Origin of the sequence: Micromonospora sp. CA-263727, assembly GCF_050942455.1 — a bacterium.
Classification (GTDB): domain Bacteria; phylum Actinomycetota; class Actinomycetes; order Mycobacteriales; family Micromonosporaceae; genus Micromonospora.
The window spans coordinates 356,481-374,490 of the sequence record NZ_CP192031.1; the positions used below are offsets into that span (position 1 = coordinate 356,481).

Consider the following 18,010-nt stretch of genomic DNA (forward strand, 5'->3'; position numbering starts at 1 on the left):
CGTGTTAACAGGGGGCCCTGCTCTACCGGAGGCGTTAACAAGGGCCCCTTCCTTCCTCCGTAGGGGGGTGGGGGAGACTGGCTGGCATGGCGGCTCGTGGGTTTCCGTACACCGATCTGAAGGACTTTCTCGCGGCGCTGGAGCGTGAGGGCGAACTGCGCCGCATCGGCGTGCCGGTCGACCCGACGCTGGAGATCAGCGAGATCGTCACCCGGACGGTCCGGGCGGACGGACCGGCGTTGCTCTTCGAGCGGCCCACCCGGGGCGAGATGCCGGTGGCGATCAACCTCTTCGGCACCGAGAGGCGCACCGCGCTGGCGCTCGGCGTCGAGTCGCTGGACGAGATCGGCAACCGGATCGGGGAACTGCTCAAGCCGGAACTGCCGGTGGGCTTCTCCGGCATGATGGGTGGCCTCGGCAAGGTGATGCAGCTCAAGTCGATGCCGCCGAAGAAGGTCAAGACCGCGCCCTGCCAGCAGGTGGTCTACCGGGGCGACGACGTCGACCTGAACCGGCTACCCGGGCTCCAGGTGTGGCCGGGCGACGGCGGGATCTTCCACAACTTCGGGCTGACCCACACCAAACACCCGGAGACCGGCAAGCGGAACCTCGGGCTGTACCGGCTCCAGCAGCACAGCCACAACACGCTCGGCATGCACTGGCAGATCCACAAGAACTCCACCGCGCACCACGCCGTCGCCGAGCGGCTCGGCCAGCGGCTGCCGGTCGCCATCGCCATCGGCTGTGACCCGGTGGTCAGCTACGCGTCGAGCGCGCCGCTCCCCGCCGACATCGACGAATACCTGTTCGCCGGGTTCCTGCGCGGCGAGCGGGTGGAGATGGTCGACTGCCTGACCGTGCCGTTGCAGGTGCCGGCGCACGCCCAGGTGGTGCTGGAGGGCTACCTGGAGCCGGGCGAGCGCCTGCCGGAGGGACCGTTCGGCGACCACACCGGCTTCTACACCCCGGTCGAGCCGTTCCCGGTGCTGCACGTCGAGGCGATGACCATGCAGCGCGACCCGGTGTACCACTCGATCGTCACCTCCAAGCCGCCGCAGGAGGACCACGGCCTCGGCAAGGCCACCGAGCGGATCTTCGCGCCGCTGCTGCGGTTCCTCATCCCGGACATCGTCGACTACGACCTGCCGGCCGCCGGGGTCTTCCACAACTGCGCGATCGTGTCGATCCGCAAGCGCTACCCGAAGCACGCGCAGAAGGTGATGAACGCGATCTGGGGCGCGCACATGATGTCGCTGACCAAGCTGATCGTGGTCGTGGACGAGGACTGCGACGTGCACGACTACCGGGAGGTGGCGTTCCGGGCCTTCGGTAACGTCGACTACGCCCGGGACCTGCTGCTCACCGAGGGCCCGGTGGACCACCTCGACCACTCGTCGTACCAGCAGTTCTGGGGCGGCAAGGCGGGCATCGACGCCACCCGCAAGCTGCCGACCGAGGGCTACACCCGGGGCTGGCCGGAGGAGATGACCATGTCGCCCGAGGTCGTCTCGCTGGTCGACAAGCGCTGGAAGGAGTACGGCATCTGATGGCAACCGCCGCCGCCGTGGAGCCGGTCGCGCGCCCCGGGCGCGTGAAGTCCTTCCTCAAACTCGTGGCGATCGAGCACTCGGTCTTCGCGCTGCCGTTCGCGTACCTGTCGGCGTTGACCGCGATGCAGGTCGACGGCGGGCGGGTGCGCTGGCTCGACCTGCTGCTGATCACCGTGGCGATGGTCGGGGCGCGGACGTCCGCGATGGCCGCCAACCGGATCCTGGATCGCCGGATCGACGCGCGGAATCCGCGTACGGCCAGCCGGGAGCTGGTGACCGGGGCGGTGAGCCTGCGCACGGCCTGGACCGGCGCGGGGGTGGCGCTCGTGGTGTTCCTGGCCGCCGCCGCCCTGCTCAACCCGCTCTGCCTGGCGCTCGCGCCGCTCGCCGTGGTGCCGCTGGTCGTCTACCCGTACGGCAAGCGGTTCACCAACTGGCCGCACGCCATCCTGGCGGTCGCCCAGGCGGTCGGCCCGGTCGGCGCCTGGCTCGCGGTGACCGGCACCTTCGCCGGCTCCGGCCCGGCCTTCCTGCTCGGCGCGGCGGTCGGCCTCTGGATCGGTGGCTTCGACCTGATCTACGCCTGTCAGGACGCCGAGGTGGACCGCGAGATCGGCGTGCACAGCGTGCCGGCCCGGTACGGGCTGCGCTTCGCCCTGCACGCCTCCACCGTCGCGCACGTGGTGACCTTCGGGCTGTTCCTGTGGTTCGGCGTGCTGATCGGCTTCGGCTGGTTCTGGTGGATCGGACTGGCGCTGACCGCGGTCGCCTTCGGCTACCAGCACCTGGTGGTCACGCCGACCGACCTGAGCCGGGTCAACCGGGCGTTCTTCACCGCCAACGGCTTCGTCGGCATCGCGTTGTTCGTCTTCGCCCTGCTCGACCTGGTGTTCCGGCTCGGCCTGCGCCCCTGAGCGCGGGGTGTTAAGAAGGGGCCCCTGCTCTACCGAAGGCGTTAATAAGGTGCCCTTCCTTCGGTGTAGCGGGCGCTCTCCAGGGTCCAGTCGATGGTGCCGCGGACGGCACGGGCCACCCCGTCGAGGTGGGCGGTGACGGCGCTGTCCAGCGCCGGGCCGAACGACGGCAGCGTGGCGCGCAGGGCCACGAAGTCAGCCATCGACTCGTGCCAGCGTCGCGCCACCAGCTCGACGGCGGCGTCCAGCGGCACGCGGTGCTCGGCGGCCACCGCCAGCACCAGGTTGTGCCCGCCGGAGCTGGCCGCGTCCGGTTCGAGCGAGGCGATGTCGTTGTACCAGGAGAGCAGGTCGTTACCGATGTCGCGGAACCGGCGCAGCAGCGGATGGTGGTAGACCGGGTCGGGCAGCGGTCGGCCGGTGACGAACTCGACCAGCGGATACGACACGTTCGCCGCCGAGGTGGCCCGGCGCAGCTCGACGTACTCGGCCACGCCGGGCCGGTGGCCGGTCGCCTTGTTCACCGCCTCCTGCCAGGTTCCGTCGAGGTGATGGGCGACCGCGTCGGCGAAGCGCAGCCGCCAACGTGCGGTCATCCGCCGGCGCGGCTCGCGCCACGCGCTCACCAGCAGCCGGCGCAGCGGGCCGCCCAGCCCGGCGTGCCGCAGCCGGGCACTGCCGCGCAGCAGCGCCACCGCGCCGTCGCGCAGCCCGCGGATCTCGTCCAGACCGAGCCGGCCGGGCCGGTCGCAGGCGTCGTCGACCAGGAAGAACCAGGTGAACAGAGCGGTCAGGGTACGCAGGTCGGGCTCGCTGGCGTCCGGATAGAGCCGTCCCGCGTAGCGGGCAAAGCCGGCCCGGGCCAGCCGTTCGCGGGTCGGCGCGTCCAGCGGCAGCCCGGTCCGCGGCAGCCAGGGGACCAGCCACCGCTGCACGTCGTCGGCGTACGGCGAGAGCCGGGGTGGGATCGGGCAGCCGTCGCGCAGCGACGGCAGGATGTCGGCTGCGGCGAGCGGTGCGGGTCGGAGATTGGCTGCGGCGCGCGGTGCGGGCCGGACATCGTCGGTCATCCGGGATCCTCCCGCGTCTGGTGTCGGCGCGAACCGCCTCCGCAGCATGTCAGGTCGCGGTGACCCGCGCAGGCCGGCCGGACATCGGCGGCGTAACGGCTCAGCTACCGAGGATCAGGGACGGGTCGGACAGTCCGCCCGGGGGTGCCCGACCGGCGGCGGCGACGACCAGGCAGGCTGGAGGGCATGCGCGAACCATGGGTGGTCGGGGTGTCCGGGGCGTCCGGAACGCCGTACGCGGCGGCGGTCGTCCGTGGGCTGCTCGACGCCGGAGCGCCGGTGGACCTGATCGTCTCCCGGGCCGCCCGGCTGACCGTTCTCGACGAGACCGGACGGCCGTTCCGTGACGCGCACTGGGCCGAGGACCTGGCCGCCTGGCTGGGCCGCGACCTCGACGGCGCCGACGTCCGGCACTGGCCCGCCGGTGACCTGGCGGCCGGCCCGAGCAGCGGCTCCTATCCGGTACGCGGCATGGCCGTGGTGCCGGCCAGCACGGCGGCCTGCGCCGGCATCGCGATCGGGCTGTCGAAGGACCTGTTGCAGCGGGCCGCCGAGGTGAACCTCAAGGAGCGCCGGCAGGTGGTCGTGGTGCCCCGCGAGACGCCGGTGACCCGTAGCCACCTGGAACATCTGATCGCGTTGCATGATGCCGGCGCGGTGGTGCTGCCGGCCAGTCCCGGCTTCTACGGCGCGGGTGCCACCGCCTCCGCGGCTCAGCTCGTGGACTTCGTGGCGGGCAAGGTGCTCGACGCCCTCGGCGTGCCACACACCCTCTTCCATCGCTGGGCCGGTCGGTTGAACGCGGACCGGACCTGACGACCGGTCCGCGTCCCGATCCGCACCATTCAGTACATGCCGGCGTTGGCCGGGCCGGAGCCGGTCGAGGCGGCCGGGCCCACATTGCGCGGTCTACCCATCTCGTCCGCCTCGTCCAGCATGCCCTCCCCCTCAAGCAGAGCCCGCACCTCGGATTCCCGAAACCGGCGATGCCCTCCTGGAGTCCGGATGCTGCCGATCCGGCCCGCCGCCGCCCATCGCGTCACAGTCTTCGGGTCAACCCGAAACAGCGCGGCGACTTCACCCGGTGTCAGCAGGCGATCTCCAGTGTCCACAGCCCCCTCCTCGCGTCGACGAAGCCCCCGGCTGAACACACTGCCCCCGGCCGGTGCGAGCCCAGAGCCGTCATGAGGGACGTATGGCAATTACAGCACCAGCGACCTGGCCTGTCCGCCAAACGCGAAAAATGCACTGAGTGGGAAGTTAGTAAATGATACCGGCGTCCCGCCCTCCGAACCTTGGGTATGCGAACTGTCGCCCTCCGCAACGTTCAACGGATGTCGGCGTCCGGCTGTAACGCGGCAACGACTAGGGTCTACAGTCCGTGGACGCCATCGACCTCAGCCTCGTGGACCTGCTCCGCGGCAACGCCCGCCTCTCCTACGCCGAGCTGGCCCGCCAGGTCGGCCTCTCCGCCCCGGCGGTGCACGAACGGGTCGGCAAGCTGGAGTCCGGCGGGGTCATCCGGGCATACCGGGCAGAGGTCGAGCCGGAGACCATCGGGCTGGGCGTGACCGCGCTGATCAGCATCGTGGAGGACTCCGGCGCGGACACCGACGACGTGCTGGAGGCGTTCCGCGCCATCCCCGAGATCGAGTCCTGCTACTTCATGGCCGGGGTCGAGTCCTTCCTGCTCAAGGCCCGGGTGGGCAGCATCGCCGAGTTGGAGCAGTTGATCGTACGGCTGAACCGGACGCCAGGGGTCAACTCGACCCGTACCAGCATCGCCCTGTCGACCAAGTGGGAGAACCGGCCGCAGTCGGTGGCCCCGCCGGCCGGCTGAGCCCGCTTGCTACGTTCGGAACGTGACTCATCTCGACCGCTGTGACGAGGCCGGCCGGCGGTGGGTGACCGAGGCGATCGCGGCCGTCGAGGCGGACGCGAACCGCTCGGCCGACACCCACCTGCTGCCCTTTCCGCTGCCCCGGCGCTGGGGGATCGATCTCTATCTCAAGGACGAGTCGGTCCATCCGACCGGGTCGCTGAAGCACCGGCTGGCCCGCTCGCTGTTCCTCTACGGGCTCTGCAACGGCTGGATCGGGCCGGACACCACGGTCGTGGAGGCGTCGTCGGGCTCCACGGCGGTCTCCGAGGCGTACTTCGCCCGGATGCTCGGGCTGCCCTTCATCGCGGTGATGCCGGCCTCCACCTCGCCCGAGAAGATCGCCCAGATCGAGTTCCAGGGCGGCCGTTGTCACCTGGTCCAGGATCCGGCGAAGGTGGTCATCGAGGCGCGCTGGCTTGCCGAGGACTCCGGCGGGCACTTCATGGACCAGTTCACCTACGCGGAGCGGGCCACCGACTGGCGGGGCAACAACAACATCGCCGAGTCGATCTACGCGCAGCTCGCCCTGGAACGCCACCCCGTCCCGGCCTGGGTCGTGGTCGGCGCGGGGACCGGCGGCACCAGCGCCACCATCGGCCGGTACGCCCGCTACCGGCGACTGCCCACCAAACTCTGTGTGGTCGACCCGGAGAACTCCGCGTTCTACCCCGCCTGGCAGGCGGCGGACTGGTCGGTGCGCACCGGACGGGGCTCCCGGATCGAGGGGATCGGCCGGCCCAGCGTCGAGGCGTCGTTCCTGCCCTCGGTGGTGGACCGGATGGTGCAGGTGCCGGACGCCGCCTCGCTGGCCGCCATGCGGTCCGGTTCGGCCGTCCTGGGCCGGCGGGTGGGCGGGTCGACCGGCACCAACCTGTGGGGCGCTTTCGGGCTGATCGCCGAGATGGTGGCCGCCGGCCGGACCGGCTCGGTGGTCACCCTGATCTGCGACGCGGGCGACCGCTACGCCGACACGTACTACGCCGACGACTGGGTGACCGCCCAGGGCCTCGACCTGGCTCCACACCTGGCCACCGTCGAGCGCTTCCTGAACAGCGGCGCGTGGCCGACCCGCCTCTCCTGACCGGCGACCGGCAGGTGCTGGCGCTGGCGGACCGCCGGTGCGGCTCAGCCGGGGACGAACCGCTGCGCCAGCCCGGGGTAGCGCAGCACGTAGCCGTCCCGGTCCACGTCGACCTCGGCGCTGAAGTCGCCGTTGGCGTACCGGAACCGGGCCGGACCCAGCCCGGTGTAGACCTGCTCGGTGGGCAGCACCGTCAGGCTCGGCAGCAGCACCCACGCCACGTCGATCCGGTGACCGGCGCCGGCGGGCGCGGCGGGCAGGCCGAGCCGGCGCAGCGGCAGCGTGTTGAACAGCGGCGAACCGCCCAGGTCCACGTCGAGGGCGTCGGCCAGCCGGTCCGCGTCTTCCACACCGGGCAGCCCGGCCGGGGCATGCCCGCCGGCCGCCAGGACCGCGTCCAGGTCGCCCTGCTCGGCGGCGGTCACCCGCCACCGCCGCGTGGCCCGCTCCAGACGTACGCTGCGCCGCCACCCGGCTCCCTCGACCTCGACCTCCAGCCGGACGCTGACCCAGTCGGCGTCGGTGACCAGCTGGTAGCGACAGGTGTACGGAATCGGGTCGGCGGCCAGCTGGGTGCCGTACGCGGTGAGCCCGTGGCCGTCGTCGACGAGGGCGTGTTCCGCACCGGCCGTGTCCGTCCGGGTCCAGAGCAGCGACTTCGGCATGGTCGGCATGAGCCGGACGTTACGCCACCCGGCCGGGCTGGGCAGCGCCTTGCGCCGAAGGCCGCTGCGTCACGCCGGTTGCTGCAAGATCCTCAGTAGGTGCGCGCCCGCGGGCGTTCACCTGCCGCCCGCCGATCCTCGCGTGACCGGTCGTGCAGGCCCCGGCCCTCCGAGCGCGGCACCCGATCGCCGAAACGCCGCTCCCCACGGGGCTGGTCCCCGTAGTGCCGCTCGGCGCGCGGCTGGTCTCCGTAGCGCCGCTCGCCACGGCCCTGATCGCCGTGACCGTAACCCCGCTCGCCGCCGGGACCGCGTCCGCCGTATCCGCGCTCGCTGCCGTATCCCCGCTCGCCGCCGTGACTGCGCTCGCTGCGGTACCCGCGTTCGCTGTAACCGCGCGTGCCGAACCCGCGCTCGCCGCGCGACTGGTCGCCGAACCGACGCTCGCCGCGATCCCGGTCACCGTGCCGCCGGTCGTCGCCGTGCCGGTCGGCGTAGCGCCGCTCGCCGCCGGGCCGATCGCCGAACCGGCGAGGGCTGCCCGCCCGGCCCGTCCGGCGCGGCTCCTCCGGCTCGTCGCGTACCGGCACCCCGCTCGGCTCCCGCGCCCCGGTCAGCTCGACCAGGGCGGGGTCGCCGGCGCGTACCCGAATCTCCGCCGGTGCCACGCCGGCCTTCTCCAGCATCGCCAGGGTGGTGCGGCGCTGCTTCGGCAGCACCAGGGTGGCCACTGCGCCCGTCTCGCCGGCCCGGGCGGTCCGGCCCGCGCGGTGCAGGTAGTCCTTCGGGTCCTTCGGCGGGTCGACGTGCAGCACCAGCGAAACCCCGTCGACGTGGATGCCCCGGGCCGCCACGTCGGTGGCGACCAGCACGTTGGTCCGCCCCTCACGGAACTCGGCCAGCGTGCGGGTACGCATCCGCTGGGTCTTGCCCCCGTGCAGCCCACCGGCGCGTACCCCGACCGCCGCGAGCTGCCCGACGAGCCGGTCCACACCGAGCTGGGTGCGGGCGAAGACGATGGTCCGGCCGGCCCGTGCGGCGATCGACGCGGTCACCGGGAACTTGTCGTGCGGCGGGATGAGCAGCAGATGATGGTCCATGGTGGACACGGCGGCGGTCGGCGGCGCGGTGGAGTGGGTCACCGGGTCGGTCATGAACCGCTGGACCAGTGCGTCCACGTCATTGTCCAGGGTGGCCGAGAAGAGCAGCCGCTGGGCGTCCGCCGGCGTCTTCGCCAGCAGCTCGGTGACCTCGGGCAGGAAGCCCATGTCGGCCATCTGGTCCGCCTCGTCGAGGACGGTGATCTCGACATCGTCGAGCTGGCAGACGCCGCGTGCGATCAGGTCGGCGAGCCGGCCCGGGGTGGCCACCACGATCTCCACGCCGCGCCGCAGGGCGTCGATCTGGCGGTCGTAGGGAACCCCGCCGACGGCGGTCTTCAGGAACACGCCGACGGCCTTGCCCAGCGGCATCAGCGCGTCGTTGACCTGCATGGCGAGTTCCCGGGTGGGCACCAGGACGAGGGCCCGTGGGCGCAGCGGCCGAGCCCGGCCGCTGTCCGCGACCCGGGCCAGCAGCGGCAGCCCGAAGGCGAGAGTCTTGCCGGAGCCGGTCTGTCCCCGGCCCAGTACATCCCGGCCGGCGAGGGCGTCCGGAACGGTGGCGCGCTGGATCTCGAACGGGGTGGTGATGCCCTGCCGGGCGAGGGCGCCGACCAGCGGTCGGGGGAGCCCGAGCGCGCCGAAGTCGATCGTGTCGTCGGCGACGCCGGTGCCGGTCGGCTGCGCGGCGGCGACATGGGTGGACAGGGAGATGCCGGGGTCAGCGGAGGTGGTCAAGAAATGCCTTTCGAGCGGGGCGCACCTTCGCGATGTCCCGCTGCGGCACGACGCCGCCGGATCTTCCGCAAGAACGCCCATGGGCGCGCGGGTCGCGCGCCGGGTCGGTAATCGTCGACAAGTGTACGGCGGATGTCGCCCACCCACCGGCCGCCCGGGTGGGTAGTGGGCGGACTCACCCCGGATCCGTAACCGCCCCGGCACCGATCGTGCCCGAGCTGCAAACCCCGCGCTTGAAGCGACACTGGCCGTGACGATCGAGGGCGTCACTGCCTCACTCTTGCAGGCCGCTCAGCGCATCGTTGGCCAGCAGTACGACGAGCACACTGATCGTCACCAGCAGGCCCAGCGCGACGGCCAACACGATCACCACCCGGAGGGTGCCGCTGGACCGCTCGGCCGAGGTCTCCGTCCAGCCCTGGGCCAGGATGTGCCCGGTCAGCGAGCCCGAGTTCTCCTGCTCTCCGGCCGGAAAGGGCACCGTGGCGGAGCTGGTCCCGTCGGCGTAGTACCTGCTCAGGTCGGACCCGCCGGGACGCTGCGCGGCTGGTCCGGCTCCGCCGGGGTGGTGTGCGGCCGATCCGGGTCCGCTGGCGGACGTACCTTGCCGGCCGGCCGGATCCGCGTCGGCCCGGGTCACTGCCGGGCGGCTGTCGGGTGCTGCCCCGGTCGCCGACAGCAGCCGGGGACGGGACGACGGCCGGGGCGCCGCACCGGGCGATCCGGGGGACGGTTCGTCCCGGCGGCCACTGGGATTGGTCGGCGGCGGCCAGACCGGCAGGGCGGGAGCCGGAACGACCGTGGCCGCGGTCGCCGACGAGCCCGCCGTCGTGGGCGGGCCCGGGACCACGGATTGGCCCGGGAGAGCGGGCCGGCCTGGGGGCGCGGGCCGGCCGGCCGTCGCGGGTGGGGGCGGGAACGGCGGTGCCGGCATGGGGCCGGGTGGGGGCGGCGGCGCCGGCACGGGTGGGCCGGGCGGCGGCGTCGGTGGACCCGGCACGGGTGGCGACGGTCGGGGGGTGGGCGGTGGCGCGGGCATCGGCCCCGGCGGGTACGGCGCAGGCCGGGGCGGAGCCGGTGCAGGCGCGGGTGGGGGCGGTGAGGGTGGGGTCGGTCCGGGCACCGGTGGGTATGGCGCCGGTGCGGGTTCCGGCTCGGGCGTGGGCGGCGTTGGTGGCTTGGCCGGCTCGGGTGGCTGGGCGGGCTCCGGTGGCTCCGGGTCGACCGGTGCCGACCGGTAGACGCCGGCCGCCTTGCCGCCACTACCGGCTGCCGCTGCCTCGTCCACGCTCACCCGGCTCAATCCGGGCACCCGGACGCTGGCCCGAACCGGCTTCGGCGTCCCGGGCTCCCGTGGCCCAGGCACGCCGGCCGTACCCGCCACCGCCGCGGAGCCGCTCGCGCCCGCCGGAGCGTTCACGCTCGCCGGTGCGGCCAGGCCGGCCGGACCGCTTGGGCCCGTCGGAGCGGTTGGGGCCACTGCACCGGCCAAGGCCGCCTGACCGGCTGGGCTGAGCTGGGCGAGCTCGGTCGGCTGCGGGGCATGCCTGGTCGGGACGGCCGCTGCCGTGGCCCGGTACGTGGTTCCGGTGGGCCCGGCCGCGCCGTCCCGGGGCGGGTCGACCGGGGCGACACCCGCCCGTCCCCGCGCCGGTGCCGCCGGCCGATCGGCAGTGCGGGGGTCGGACTGCGCGGTGGTGCCGGCGTCGGTGGAACCTGACACGGCGGTGGTGCCGCTGCCGGCAGCGGGCGCGGGGGTGGTGCTGCTGGGGGGAGTCGGTTCGGTGGGGGCGGACGGGGACTCCGGTTCGGCCGGCCCCGCCGGAACCTCGTGCTCGGTCATCCTCGCCCTCCGCGCCACGCTCGCACCCGGACCCGTATGGCCGGACCCGGGAGTGCCCTGAGAGACACCGTGCCATATTCCGACCGTGTGGCACACCCGGAGTGCCCACAGTGTCCGGGTGTACCTCGTGCCGGCCGCCGTCAACCTGCTCCGGGCCGGCAAGCTGCCGGGACCGGCGGTGGCCTTCGGCGCGGGTCAGCGACCGCCGAGGTCCGGGCTGGCCGAGACGCTCACCTCAGGAGCGGAGCTGCTCGCCGCCGTGGTGGGGTCGGCGTCGGCGCTCTGCGACGCCGAGACCGACGGGCTCGGCGGCGGCGAGGTGGAACCCGAGGGCGTTGGCGAGGTGGAGCCGGACGGCGTGGGCGTGGGCGAGGGCGAGGGCGAGGGCGAGGTGGAGCCCGAGGGCGTCGGCGAGGGGGTCGGGGTGGTCGACGGCCGAGGCGTCAACGTCGGCGTCGGCTTGGGCGTGGCCGTGGGGGTCGGCGTCGGCTTGGGGGTCGGGGATGCCGACGGGGTGGGCGAGGCCGTCGGAGCCGGCACCGCACCGACCACCCGGGTCGCGGCGTAGAGCCGGGACCAGCGGACGGTCGAGATCTTCACCACGTCGCCGGTGGTCGGGGCGTGGATCATCTTGCCGCCGCCGATGTACATCCCCATGTGGTGGATGCTCTGCCAGCTGCTGCCGGAGGCGAAGAAGACCAGGTCACCGGGGAGCAACGCGGTCCGTGGCACGGTCCGGGACCGGGTCGCGTAGTACTGGTCGCGGGAGACCCGGGGCAGCCCGTAGTAACCCGCCGACCGGTACGCCGACCAGACCAGCCCCGAGCAGTCGAACGAGTTCGGTCCGGTGGCACCCCAGACGTAGGGATCGCCGAGCTGCTTGCGGGCGTAGGCGACCGCGGCCAGTGCCGTGGGATGCGCGACCAGCCCGTTGGCCGGCTGGTCGAGGTAGTCGGCACCGAGCTGCTGCTCGGCGCGTTCCTGCTGGCGGGCCAGATCGATGAGCTGCGCGGCGTTCTCCTCGCGCAGCTTGATCAGCTTTGCCTCTTCGTCACGCAGCGCCTGCTGGGTGGCGGCGTACTGGTCCTGGACGCCCCGCAGCCGGGAGTCGGCCGCCGTGTACGCCGCCGTGGCCACCTGCTCGTCGGCCTGGGTACGGGCCAGCTCACCGGCGGCCGAGCCGGTGGCGTGCTCGGACTTCTCGCCGAGATGGGCCCGCCGGAGCAGGTCCAGGTCGCGCAGGTCGGTCGCGAAGTCGCCGGGCGGCAGCGCGGCGGCGGCCTTGATCGCCTCGGCGGCGGCCTGGTCGGCGCCCTGCTGCGCCTGCTGGACGGCGGCGCGGGCGAACTCCAGGGTGCGCTCGGCCGCGAGCTGCTCCGCCTCGGCCTCGGCGCGCTGCTGTTGCAGTTCGAGCAGTTGGGTGCCGAGCTCGCCGACCCGCGCCTCGGCGGCGTTGATCTGGGCCTCAAGCGTGTTGCCCGGGACGGGCGGGGTCACCACGCCCGGGGCGCCGCCGGCCTGAGCGCCGCCGGGCAGCTGTAGCGGGCCGGTGACCACCGGCCGGGAACCGCTGTCGGGCACCGTGACCGGCACGCTCGGGTCGGCGTACGCCGGAGCGGCGAGGACCGTGCTGGCGATGGCGCTGAGCAACGCGGACCAGAGCATCGGTCGCAGCACCGGTGAGACCACCGGACTCCGTCGCCGCTGCCGTTGCCCGTTCGCGCTGTCGACCATGCCGCTCCCCGTCTGGCTTGTTTCGCCGCGACTGCCCGGACGCGGCGGTGGGACGCGAAGTGGGTGTTCGTGTCCCATCCTGTCTTACCGCACCTGGTATCCCGGTGTCGATGTCTGGGCCGGTAACAGGAGGCTGAGAGTCCGGTGTCGCCCGCGTTGCCGCCGGACCGCGGTGTGAGCTGCGCCTGCGGTCGACGTAGGCTCTGGTGGCGACCGGGCTCCGGTTGCGACCGGAGGTGGAAGGGACGGGCTTTCGATGGACGCCGGACTCAAGCGCGAGCTCGAAGCGAAGGTGTACGCGGGGGAGCGGCTGACCCGTGAGGACGGGATCGCCCTCTACGACAGCGACGACCTGACCTGGCTCGGCCGGCTGGCACACCACCGGCGCACCGAGTTGAACGGCGACCAGGTCATGTTCAACGTCAACCGGCACCTCAACCTGACCAACGTCTGCTCCGCCTCGTGCGCGTACTGCTCGTTCCAGCGCAAGCCGGGCGAGAAGGACGCGTACACGATGCGGATCGACGAGGCGGTCCGCAAGGCCAAGGAGATGGAGGACGAGCAGCTCACCGAGCTGCACATCGTCAACGGCCTGCACCCGACGCTGCCCTGGCGCTACTACCCGAAGGTGCTGCGCGAGCTGAAGGCGGCGCTGCCGAAGGTCAAGCTCAAGGCGTTCACCGCGACCGAGGTGCAGTGGTTCGAGAAGATCAGCGGGTTGACCGCCGACGAGATCCTCGACGAGCTGATGGATGCCGGCCTGGAGTCGTTGACCGGTGGCGGCGCGGAGATCTTCGACTGGGAGGTCCGCCAGCACATCGTCGACCACGCCTGCCACTGGGAGGACTGGTCGCGGATCCACCGGCTGGCGCACAGCAAGGGCATGAGGACCCCGTCGACCATGCTCTACGGCCACATCGAGGAGCCCCGGCACCGGGTCGACCACGTGCTGCGGCTGCGGGAGTTGCAGGACGAGACCGGGGGCTTCGTGGTCTTCATCCCGCTGCGTTACCAGCACGACTTCGTGGACTCGGCGGACGGCAAGATCCGTAACCGGATCCAGGCCCGGACGACGATGGCCTCGCCGGCCGAGTCGTTGAAGACCTTCGCGGTCTCCCGGCTGCTGTTCGACAACGTGCCGCACGTCAAGTGCTTCTGGGTGATGCACGGGCTCTCAGTGGCCCAGTTGTCGCTCAACTTCGGTGTGGACGATCTGGACGGTTCGGTCGTGGAATACAAGATCACCCACGACGCCGACTCGTACGGGACGCCGAACACGATGCACCGGGACGACCTGCTGCACCTGATCTGGGACGCCGGTTTCCGGCCGGTCGAGCGGAACACCCGCTACGAGGTGGTCCGCGAGTACGACGCCGCGCCGACGCTGGCGCAGCGCCGCTCCGAGCCGCAGCAGGTCTGGGCCTGACCTGAGCCGCCCACCGGCCGGAGTGGCGCTCCGCCGGTCGGTGTTCATCTGCTGTCTGTCCCGCGCGTCGGCGGGCGTGCGCCGGTGTTCGCACACCCCGCATAGACCCTCGGTGTGTCCAGATACCCACGTGCGCGCTCCGCCGTCGCCTCCGTTCTCTTCCTGGCTGCCGCGAGCGTCGTCGCGCCCGCCCCGGCCAGCGCCGCGCCATTGGGGTCGGTGCGGCTGCCGGTGACCAGCGGCACCGTCGACACCACCCCGATCTTTGCCAGTGCCACCACGTCGGCGCCCTGCCCGGCCGGCTTCGGGCGCAACGCCCAGCTGCGAGTAGGTCCGCCCGGTGGCCCGTTCAGCAACCTCGCCCGGCCGCTGACCGACGGTGGCTACGACCGCGCCCCGGTGACCGCCCGGCCCAACCGTTCCTTCGCCACCGCGCTCGGTGGCGCACCGGTCGACGGTGAGTGGTGGGTGGTCGTGGAGTGCCTGAGCGACACCCAGGGCCTGCACCCGGAACGGTTCGTCACCTCGATCACGGTCTCCGGCCGGCAGTGGCGTACCGGCCGGCCTGCGGGCGCCGCACCCGCCACCCCGGGCCCCGACGGTGGCCTGGTGGTGCCCGACGACGCCGCGACGGGTGCGGGCAGCGCGACGCGGCAGCCGCCCGGGACGGCGTCCGCGACCCCGGCCGGCGGGGACGCGACAGCCCCGGCAGAGCCCGACGACGCCGAGCGTCGGCTCACCGGCAACGGAGGGACCGGTTCCGCCTCGCTCCCCAACCCCTGGTGGATTCTTGCCCTGCTCGGCGCCCTGGCCCTGGTCGGCGCGACCTGGCTGGCGACCCGCCGGCCGACCCCGCAGGTGCCCGGCCGGAAGGGCGGCCGTCGCTGACGGGACGGTGACCGGTCCGCTGCGCGGGTGGCCGAGTTATCCGAACGGTGGATGCTCCGGTACGCGCTGTTCACATGCTGCACGTCTGGCGTGAGCGGACGGCTGCGTAAGGGGTCACCCATGGTCCCCACCCTGTACAGCGAATTGCTTCCTGGGGAGGCGGCAACCTGCGTGCGTGGGGCACGCCGGAGAAGAGGGGGACGAGGGTGCAGCGTTCACGGTTCGTGTTTCTCGCCGCGCCAATGCCCGGGCCGTACCAGGGGCAGGAGGTCGACGGCATCGTCTGGATGCTCGTCTCGCCGAACAACCGGCCGCTCGGTCGCGGCGCGGTCTACCACCAGCTTTACGCCAACTGCCGGCAGTCGGTCCTCGACCTTCGAGCCAACGTGGACCGGGTGGTGCCGATGGAGAGCACCCTGCCGACCGACGGGCAGTGGACCTGGCTCGTCGAGCTGGACGGGGTGCCGGTGGCCTTGTCCAGCCGCTCGTACCTGCGTGCTCGCGAATGCATGTACAACCTGACCCGGTTCCTGGAGGCGCTGCCGCTCGCCGAGGTGGTCCCGGGAACCCGTAGCGTACGGCGGCGCCGGACGCCGGAGCCGTTTCCGCCACCACGGGACGGCCACGGCGGCCTGCCCCGTTCGCCGATTCCGACCCACCTGGTGCGGGAGTCGGCACTGCGGCGGGACCTACGGCAGCGGGACGTCGGCTGATGACGGTCGTCGTTTCCGGCCGTGAGACGCCGACCGGCGGCGGGGCCGAGGCCCCCCGCCGGCTACGGCAGCGCCGGAGCCTCTCCGACAGGTTCTTCCGAGGCGTGTTCCGGGTGGCCGGCGCGATCGTCCTGGTCATCATGCTGCTGGTCGGCACGTTCCTCACCCTGCGCGCGATTCCGGCGCTGGACATCATGGGCTGGCGGTTCCTCACCACCCAGGAGTGGGATCCGGAGGGGGCCAACTTCGGTGTGGCCGGCGTCCTCGTCGGCACCGGGCTGATCGCCGCCGTCGCGATCGCCATCGCGGTGCCGTTGGCCGTGGGCGCTGCGCTGTACATCACCGAGTACGCGCCGCGCCGGGTCGCTCCGGTCCTGATCAACCTGGTCGACCTGATGGCTGCGGTGCCCAGCGTGGTGTACGGGATCTGGGGTCTCTACCTGCTCGAACCGCACCTGCTGGTGGTCGGCGAACAGAACGAGGGACTGCCCCGCTGGCTGGCCACGTACCTCGGCTGGTTTCCGCTGTTCCGGGTGGACGACTACGACCCGCGGAACCCGATCAGCGAAGGCGCGTTCACCAGCTCGACGTTCATCGCCGGGATCATCGTCGCGATGATGGTCACCCCGATCATCGCCTCGGTCATGCGGGAGGTCTTCTCCCAGGCGCCGGTGAGCGAGCGGGAGGGCGCGTACGCCCTGGGGGCGACGAAGTGGGGCATGATCCGTTCCGTCGTGCTGCCCTTCGGGCGCGGCGGAATGATCGGCGGAACCATGCTCGGCCTCGGTCGGGCGTTGGGCGAGACCATCGGCGTCTACCTGGTCATCTCGGTCGTGTTCGTCATCCAGCCGCACATCCTGCAGAGCGGCGGTGGCTCCATCTCCTCGCTCATCGCGCTGCGGTACGCCGAGTCCAACGAGATCGGGATCGCGGGCCTGATGGCGGCCGGTCTCGTCCTGTTCGCGATGACCCTGGTCGTCAACTTCGGGGCCGGCCTGATCATCAGCCGCAGCCGGTCCGGCGCGGCGAGTGACGCGTGAGGAGCCGCGGGTGAGCGCCGACCAGACGATGTTCGCCGAGCCGAAGGTGCCGGCTCCGGCGGTGCCGACGGAACCGGAAGGTACGGCCGGCGGGGCGTCCAACACCACCGTGCCGCAGCGATCCGCGCGCCCGAAGGCGCCCGAGGCGCGGCGCGCGCTGACGGCGGCCCGACGTACCGATCTCCTCGCGTTCCTCGGTGCCGCGACGGCGGCGGTCAGCGTCACCTTCCTGGTCTTCCACCAGTTGGCGCCCTTCGACGGTCTGCTCGGCTTCGTCGTCCTCGCCTACCTGATCTTCCTGGGCATCTACGGCGTGCTCGTCTCGCTCGACGAGTCGGGCCCGGCGGTGCAGGACCGCATCGTCGCCGCCGTCGTGCACAGCCTGGCCTTCCTGATGCTGCTCGCGCTGGTCGTGGTCGTCGGGTTCACCCTCTTCAAGGGCCGGGAGCCGCTGTCGCACCTCAACTTCTACTACGAGGACGCCCGGCAGGCCGGCCCGCTGGATCCGCTCTCGGTCGGCGGCATCCGGCACGCGATGATCGGCACGCTCCAGCAGATCAGCATCGCCCTGGCGATCACGATCCCACTGGGCCTGCTCTGCGCGGTGTTCCTCAGCGAGATGCCCAGTCCGTTCACCCGCTTCGTGCGAATCATCGTCGAGGCGATGACGGCCCTGCCGTCGATCGTGGCGGGACTTTTCATCTACGCCACGGTGATCCTGGCGCTCGGCGAACTGGAACGCCGCTACGGGGACCTTCCGCTGATCGGCCAGAAATCCGGGTTCGCCGCGGCCCTGGCGATCAGCGTGATGATGTTGCCGATCATCATCCGTGCGGCCGACGTCGTCCTCCGGCTGGTGCCGGGCACGCTGCGGGAGGCGGCGCAGGCCCTGGGCGCGTCGCAGTGGCGCACCATCTGGCACGTCATCCTGCCGACCGCCCGTTCCGGCGCGACGACCGCGATCATCCTCGGCACGGCGCGGGGTATCGGCGAGACCTCGCCGGTGCTGCTCACGGCCGGCTTCACCCAGTTCACGAACCTCGATCCCACCAATGGGCCGCAGGTTTCGTTGCCCTTGTTCACCTTCGACGCGGTACGCCGACCGGACGAGGTGATGATCGCCCGCGGGTTCGGCGCCGCGACCGTGCTGATGCTGCTCGTCCTCCTGCTCTTCGTGCTCGCCCGGCTGATTGGCGGCCGGGCTCCCGGCCAACTCAGTCGGGGCCAGCGTCGACGCCGGGCCATCGCCTCGCGCCGGGACGCGCTGCGCTTCGCCAGGCGGGAGCGGGAGCGTCCGGAACGTCCGGCTCATGACGCCGGCGGTCCACCCCGATCCGACAACCAAACGGAAGCGACAACGAGGTAG

At 72.3% G+C, this 18,010-nt stretch carries 16 protein-coding genes; 10 read left to right on the top strand and 6 right to left on the bottom strand.

The genetic code is table 11. The annotated features are described in order from the left end of the window. The first annotated feature begins 86 nt into the window (after window positions 1-86). Both ACQPYA_RS01655 and mqnP read left to right on the top strand, forming a co-directional pair. Complete coding sequence (locus ACQPYA_RS01655; RefSeq protein ID WP_433530866.1) at window positions 87-1,547, top strand: menaquinone biosynthesis decarboxylase; 1,461 nt, start codon at window positions 87-89, stop codon at window positions 1,545-1,547. Next, window positions 1,547-2,464, top strand: a complete 918-nt coding sequence (gene mqnP, locus ACQPYA_RS01660; RefSeq protein WP_433530867.1) for a menaquinone biosynthesis prenyltransferase MqnP — start codon at window positions 1,547-1,549, stop codon at window positions 2,462-2,464. Before ACQPYA_RS01655 ends, mqnP begins: the two co-directional genes overlap by 1 nt. A 41-nt stretch (window positions 2,465-2,505) precedes the next feature. On the opposite strand, the gene ACQPYA_RS01665 is transcribed toward mqnP, so the two are convergent. After that, complete coding sequence (locus ACQPYA_RS01665; protein WP_433530868.1) at window positions 2,506-3,534, bottom strand: terpene synthase family protein; 1,029 nt, start codon at window positions 3,532-3,534, stop codon at window positions 2,506-2,508. A 186-nt stretch (window positions 3,535-3,720) separates the two neighbouring features. On the opposite strand from ACQPYA_RS01665, the gene ACQPYA_RS01670 reads away from it, so the two are divergent. After that, complete coding sequence (locus tag ACQPYA_RS01670) at window positions 3,721-4,350, top strand: UbiX family flavin prenyltransferase (protein WP_433530869.1); 630 nt, start codon at window positions 3,721-3,723, stop codon at window positions 4,348-4,350. A 29-nt stretch (window positions 4,351-4,379) separates the two neighbouring features. On the opposite strand, the gene ACQPYA_RS01675 is transcribed toward ACQPYA_RS01670, so the two are convergent. Continuing rightward, the gene (locus tag ACQPYA_RS01675; protein ID WP_433530870.1) at window positions 4,380-4,646 is read right to left on the bottom strand and encodes a BldC family transcriptional regulator; all 267 of its coding nucleotides are present in this window, start codon (window positions 4,644-4,646) and stop codon (window positions 4,380-4,382) included. A gap of 269 nt (window positions 4,647-4,915) precedes the next feature. Here ACQPYA_RS01675 and ACQPYA_RS01680 point away from each other — a divergent pair, with 269 nt between their 5' ends. Together ACQPYA_RS01680 and ACQPYA_RS01685 are read left to right on the top strand one after the other, a co-directional pair. Further along, complete coding sequence (locus ACQPYA_RS01680) at window positions 4,916-5,374, top strand: Lrp/AsnC family transcriptional regulator (RefSeq protein ID WP_433530871.1); 459 nt, start codon at window positions 4,916-4,918, stop codon at window positions 5,372-5,374. Between the two features lie 22 nt (window positions 5,375-5,396). Further along, complete coding sequence (locus ACQPYA_RS01685) at window positions 5,397-6,497, top strand: PLP-dependent cysteine synthase family protein (protein ID WP_433530872.1); 1,101 nt, start codon at window positions 5,397-5,399, stop codon at window positions 6,495-6,497. 44 nt (window positions 6,498-6,541) lie between these two features. Here the strand turns inward: ACQPYA_RS01685 and ACQPYA_RS01690 are convergent, their stop codons facing one another. From ACQPYA_RS01690 to ACQPYA_RS01705, 4 genes are all read right to left on the bottom strand, one after another. Beyond that, window positions 6,542-7,171, bottom strand: a complete 630-nt coding sequence (locus tag ACQPYA_RS01690) for a putative glycolipid-binding domain-containing protein (RefSeq protein WP_433530873.1) — start codon at window positions 7,169-7,171, stop codon at window positions 6,542-6,544. An 83-nt stretch (window positions 7,172-7,254) separates the two neighbouring features. Beyond that, entirely contained in the window at window positions 7,255-9,000 is a 1,746-nt protein-coding gene (locus ACQPYA_RS01695) for a DEAD/DEAH box helicase (RefSeq protein WP_433530874.1), read from the bottom strand. Window positions 9,001-9,274: 274 nt separating this feature from the next. Then, on the bottom strand, window positions 9,275-9,640 hold the full coding sequence (locus tag ACQPYA_RS01700; protein ID WP_433530875.1) for a hypothetical protein: 366 nt from the start codon (window positions 9,638-9,640) through the stop codon (window positions 9,275-9,277). Window positions 9,641-11,038: 1,398 nt separating this feature from the next. After that, window positions 11,039-12,577: a C40 family peptidase gene (locus tag ACQPYA_RS01705; RefSeq protein WP_433530876.1), complete on the bottom strand. Its 1,539-nt coding sequence runs from the start codon at window positions 12,575-12,577 to the stop codon at window positions 11,039-11,041. A 256-nt stretch (window positions 12,578-12,833) separates the two neighbouring features. Here ACQPYA_RS01705 and mqnE point away from each other — a divergent pair, with 256 nt between their 5' ends. The 5 genes from mqnE (at window position 12,834) to pstA (ending at window position 18,010) form a co-directional block, all read left to right on the top strand. Continuing rightward, the gene (gene mqnE / locus ACQPYA_RS01710) at window positions 12,834-14,003 is read left to right on the top strand and encodes an aminofutalosine synthase MqnE (protein ID WP_433530877.1); all 1,170 of its coding nucleotides are present in this window, start codon (window positions 12,834-12,836) and stop codon (window positions 14,001-14,003) included. Between the two features lie 114 nt (window positions 14,004-14,117). Next, complete coding sequence (locus ACQPYA_RS01715; protein WP_433530878.1) at window positions 14,118-14,891, top strand: hypothetical protein; 774 nt, start codon at window positions 14,118-14,120, stop codon at window positions 14,889-14,891. Window positions 14,892-15,097: 206 nt separating this feature from the next. Next, window positions 15,098-15,604, top strand: coding sequence for a hypothetical protein (locus ACQPYA_RS01720; protein WP_433530879.1), 507 nt, complete (start codon window positions 15,098-15,100; stop codon window positions 15,602-15,604). Next, complete coding sequence (gene pstC / locus ACQPYA_RS01725; RefSeq protein WP_433530880.1) at window positions 15,604-16,644, top strand: phosphate ABC transporter permease subunit PstC; 1,041 nt, start codon at window positions 15,604-15,606, stop codon at window positions 16,642-16,644. The genes ACQPYA_RS01720 and pstC overlap by 1 nt, the downstream gene beginning before the upstream one ends. Window positions 16,645-16,654: 10 nt before the next feature. Beyond that, window positions 16,655-18,010 carry a phosphate ABC transporter permease PstA gene (gene pstA, locus ACQPYA_RS01730; protein WP_433530881.1) on the top strand — a complete coding sequence of 452 codons (1,356 nt, stop codon included), beginning with the start codon at window positions 16,655-16,657 and terminating at the stop codon, window positions 18,008-18,010.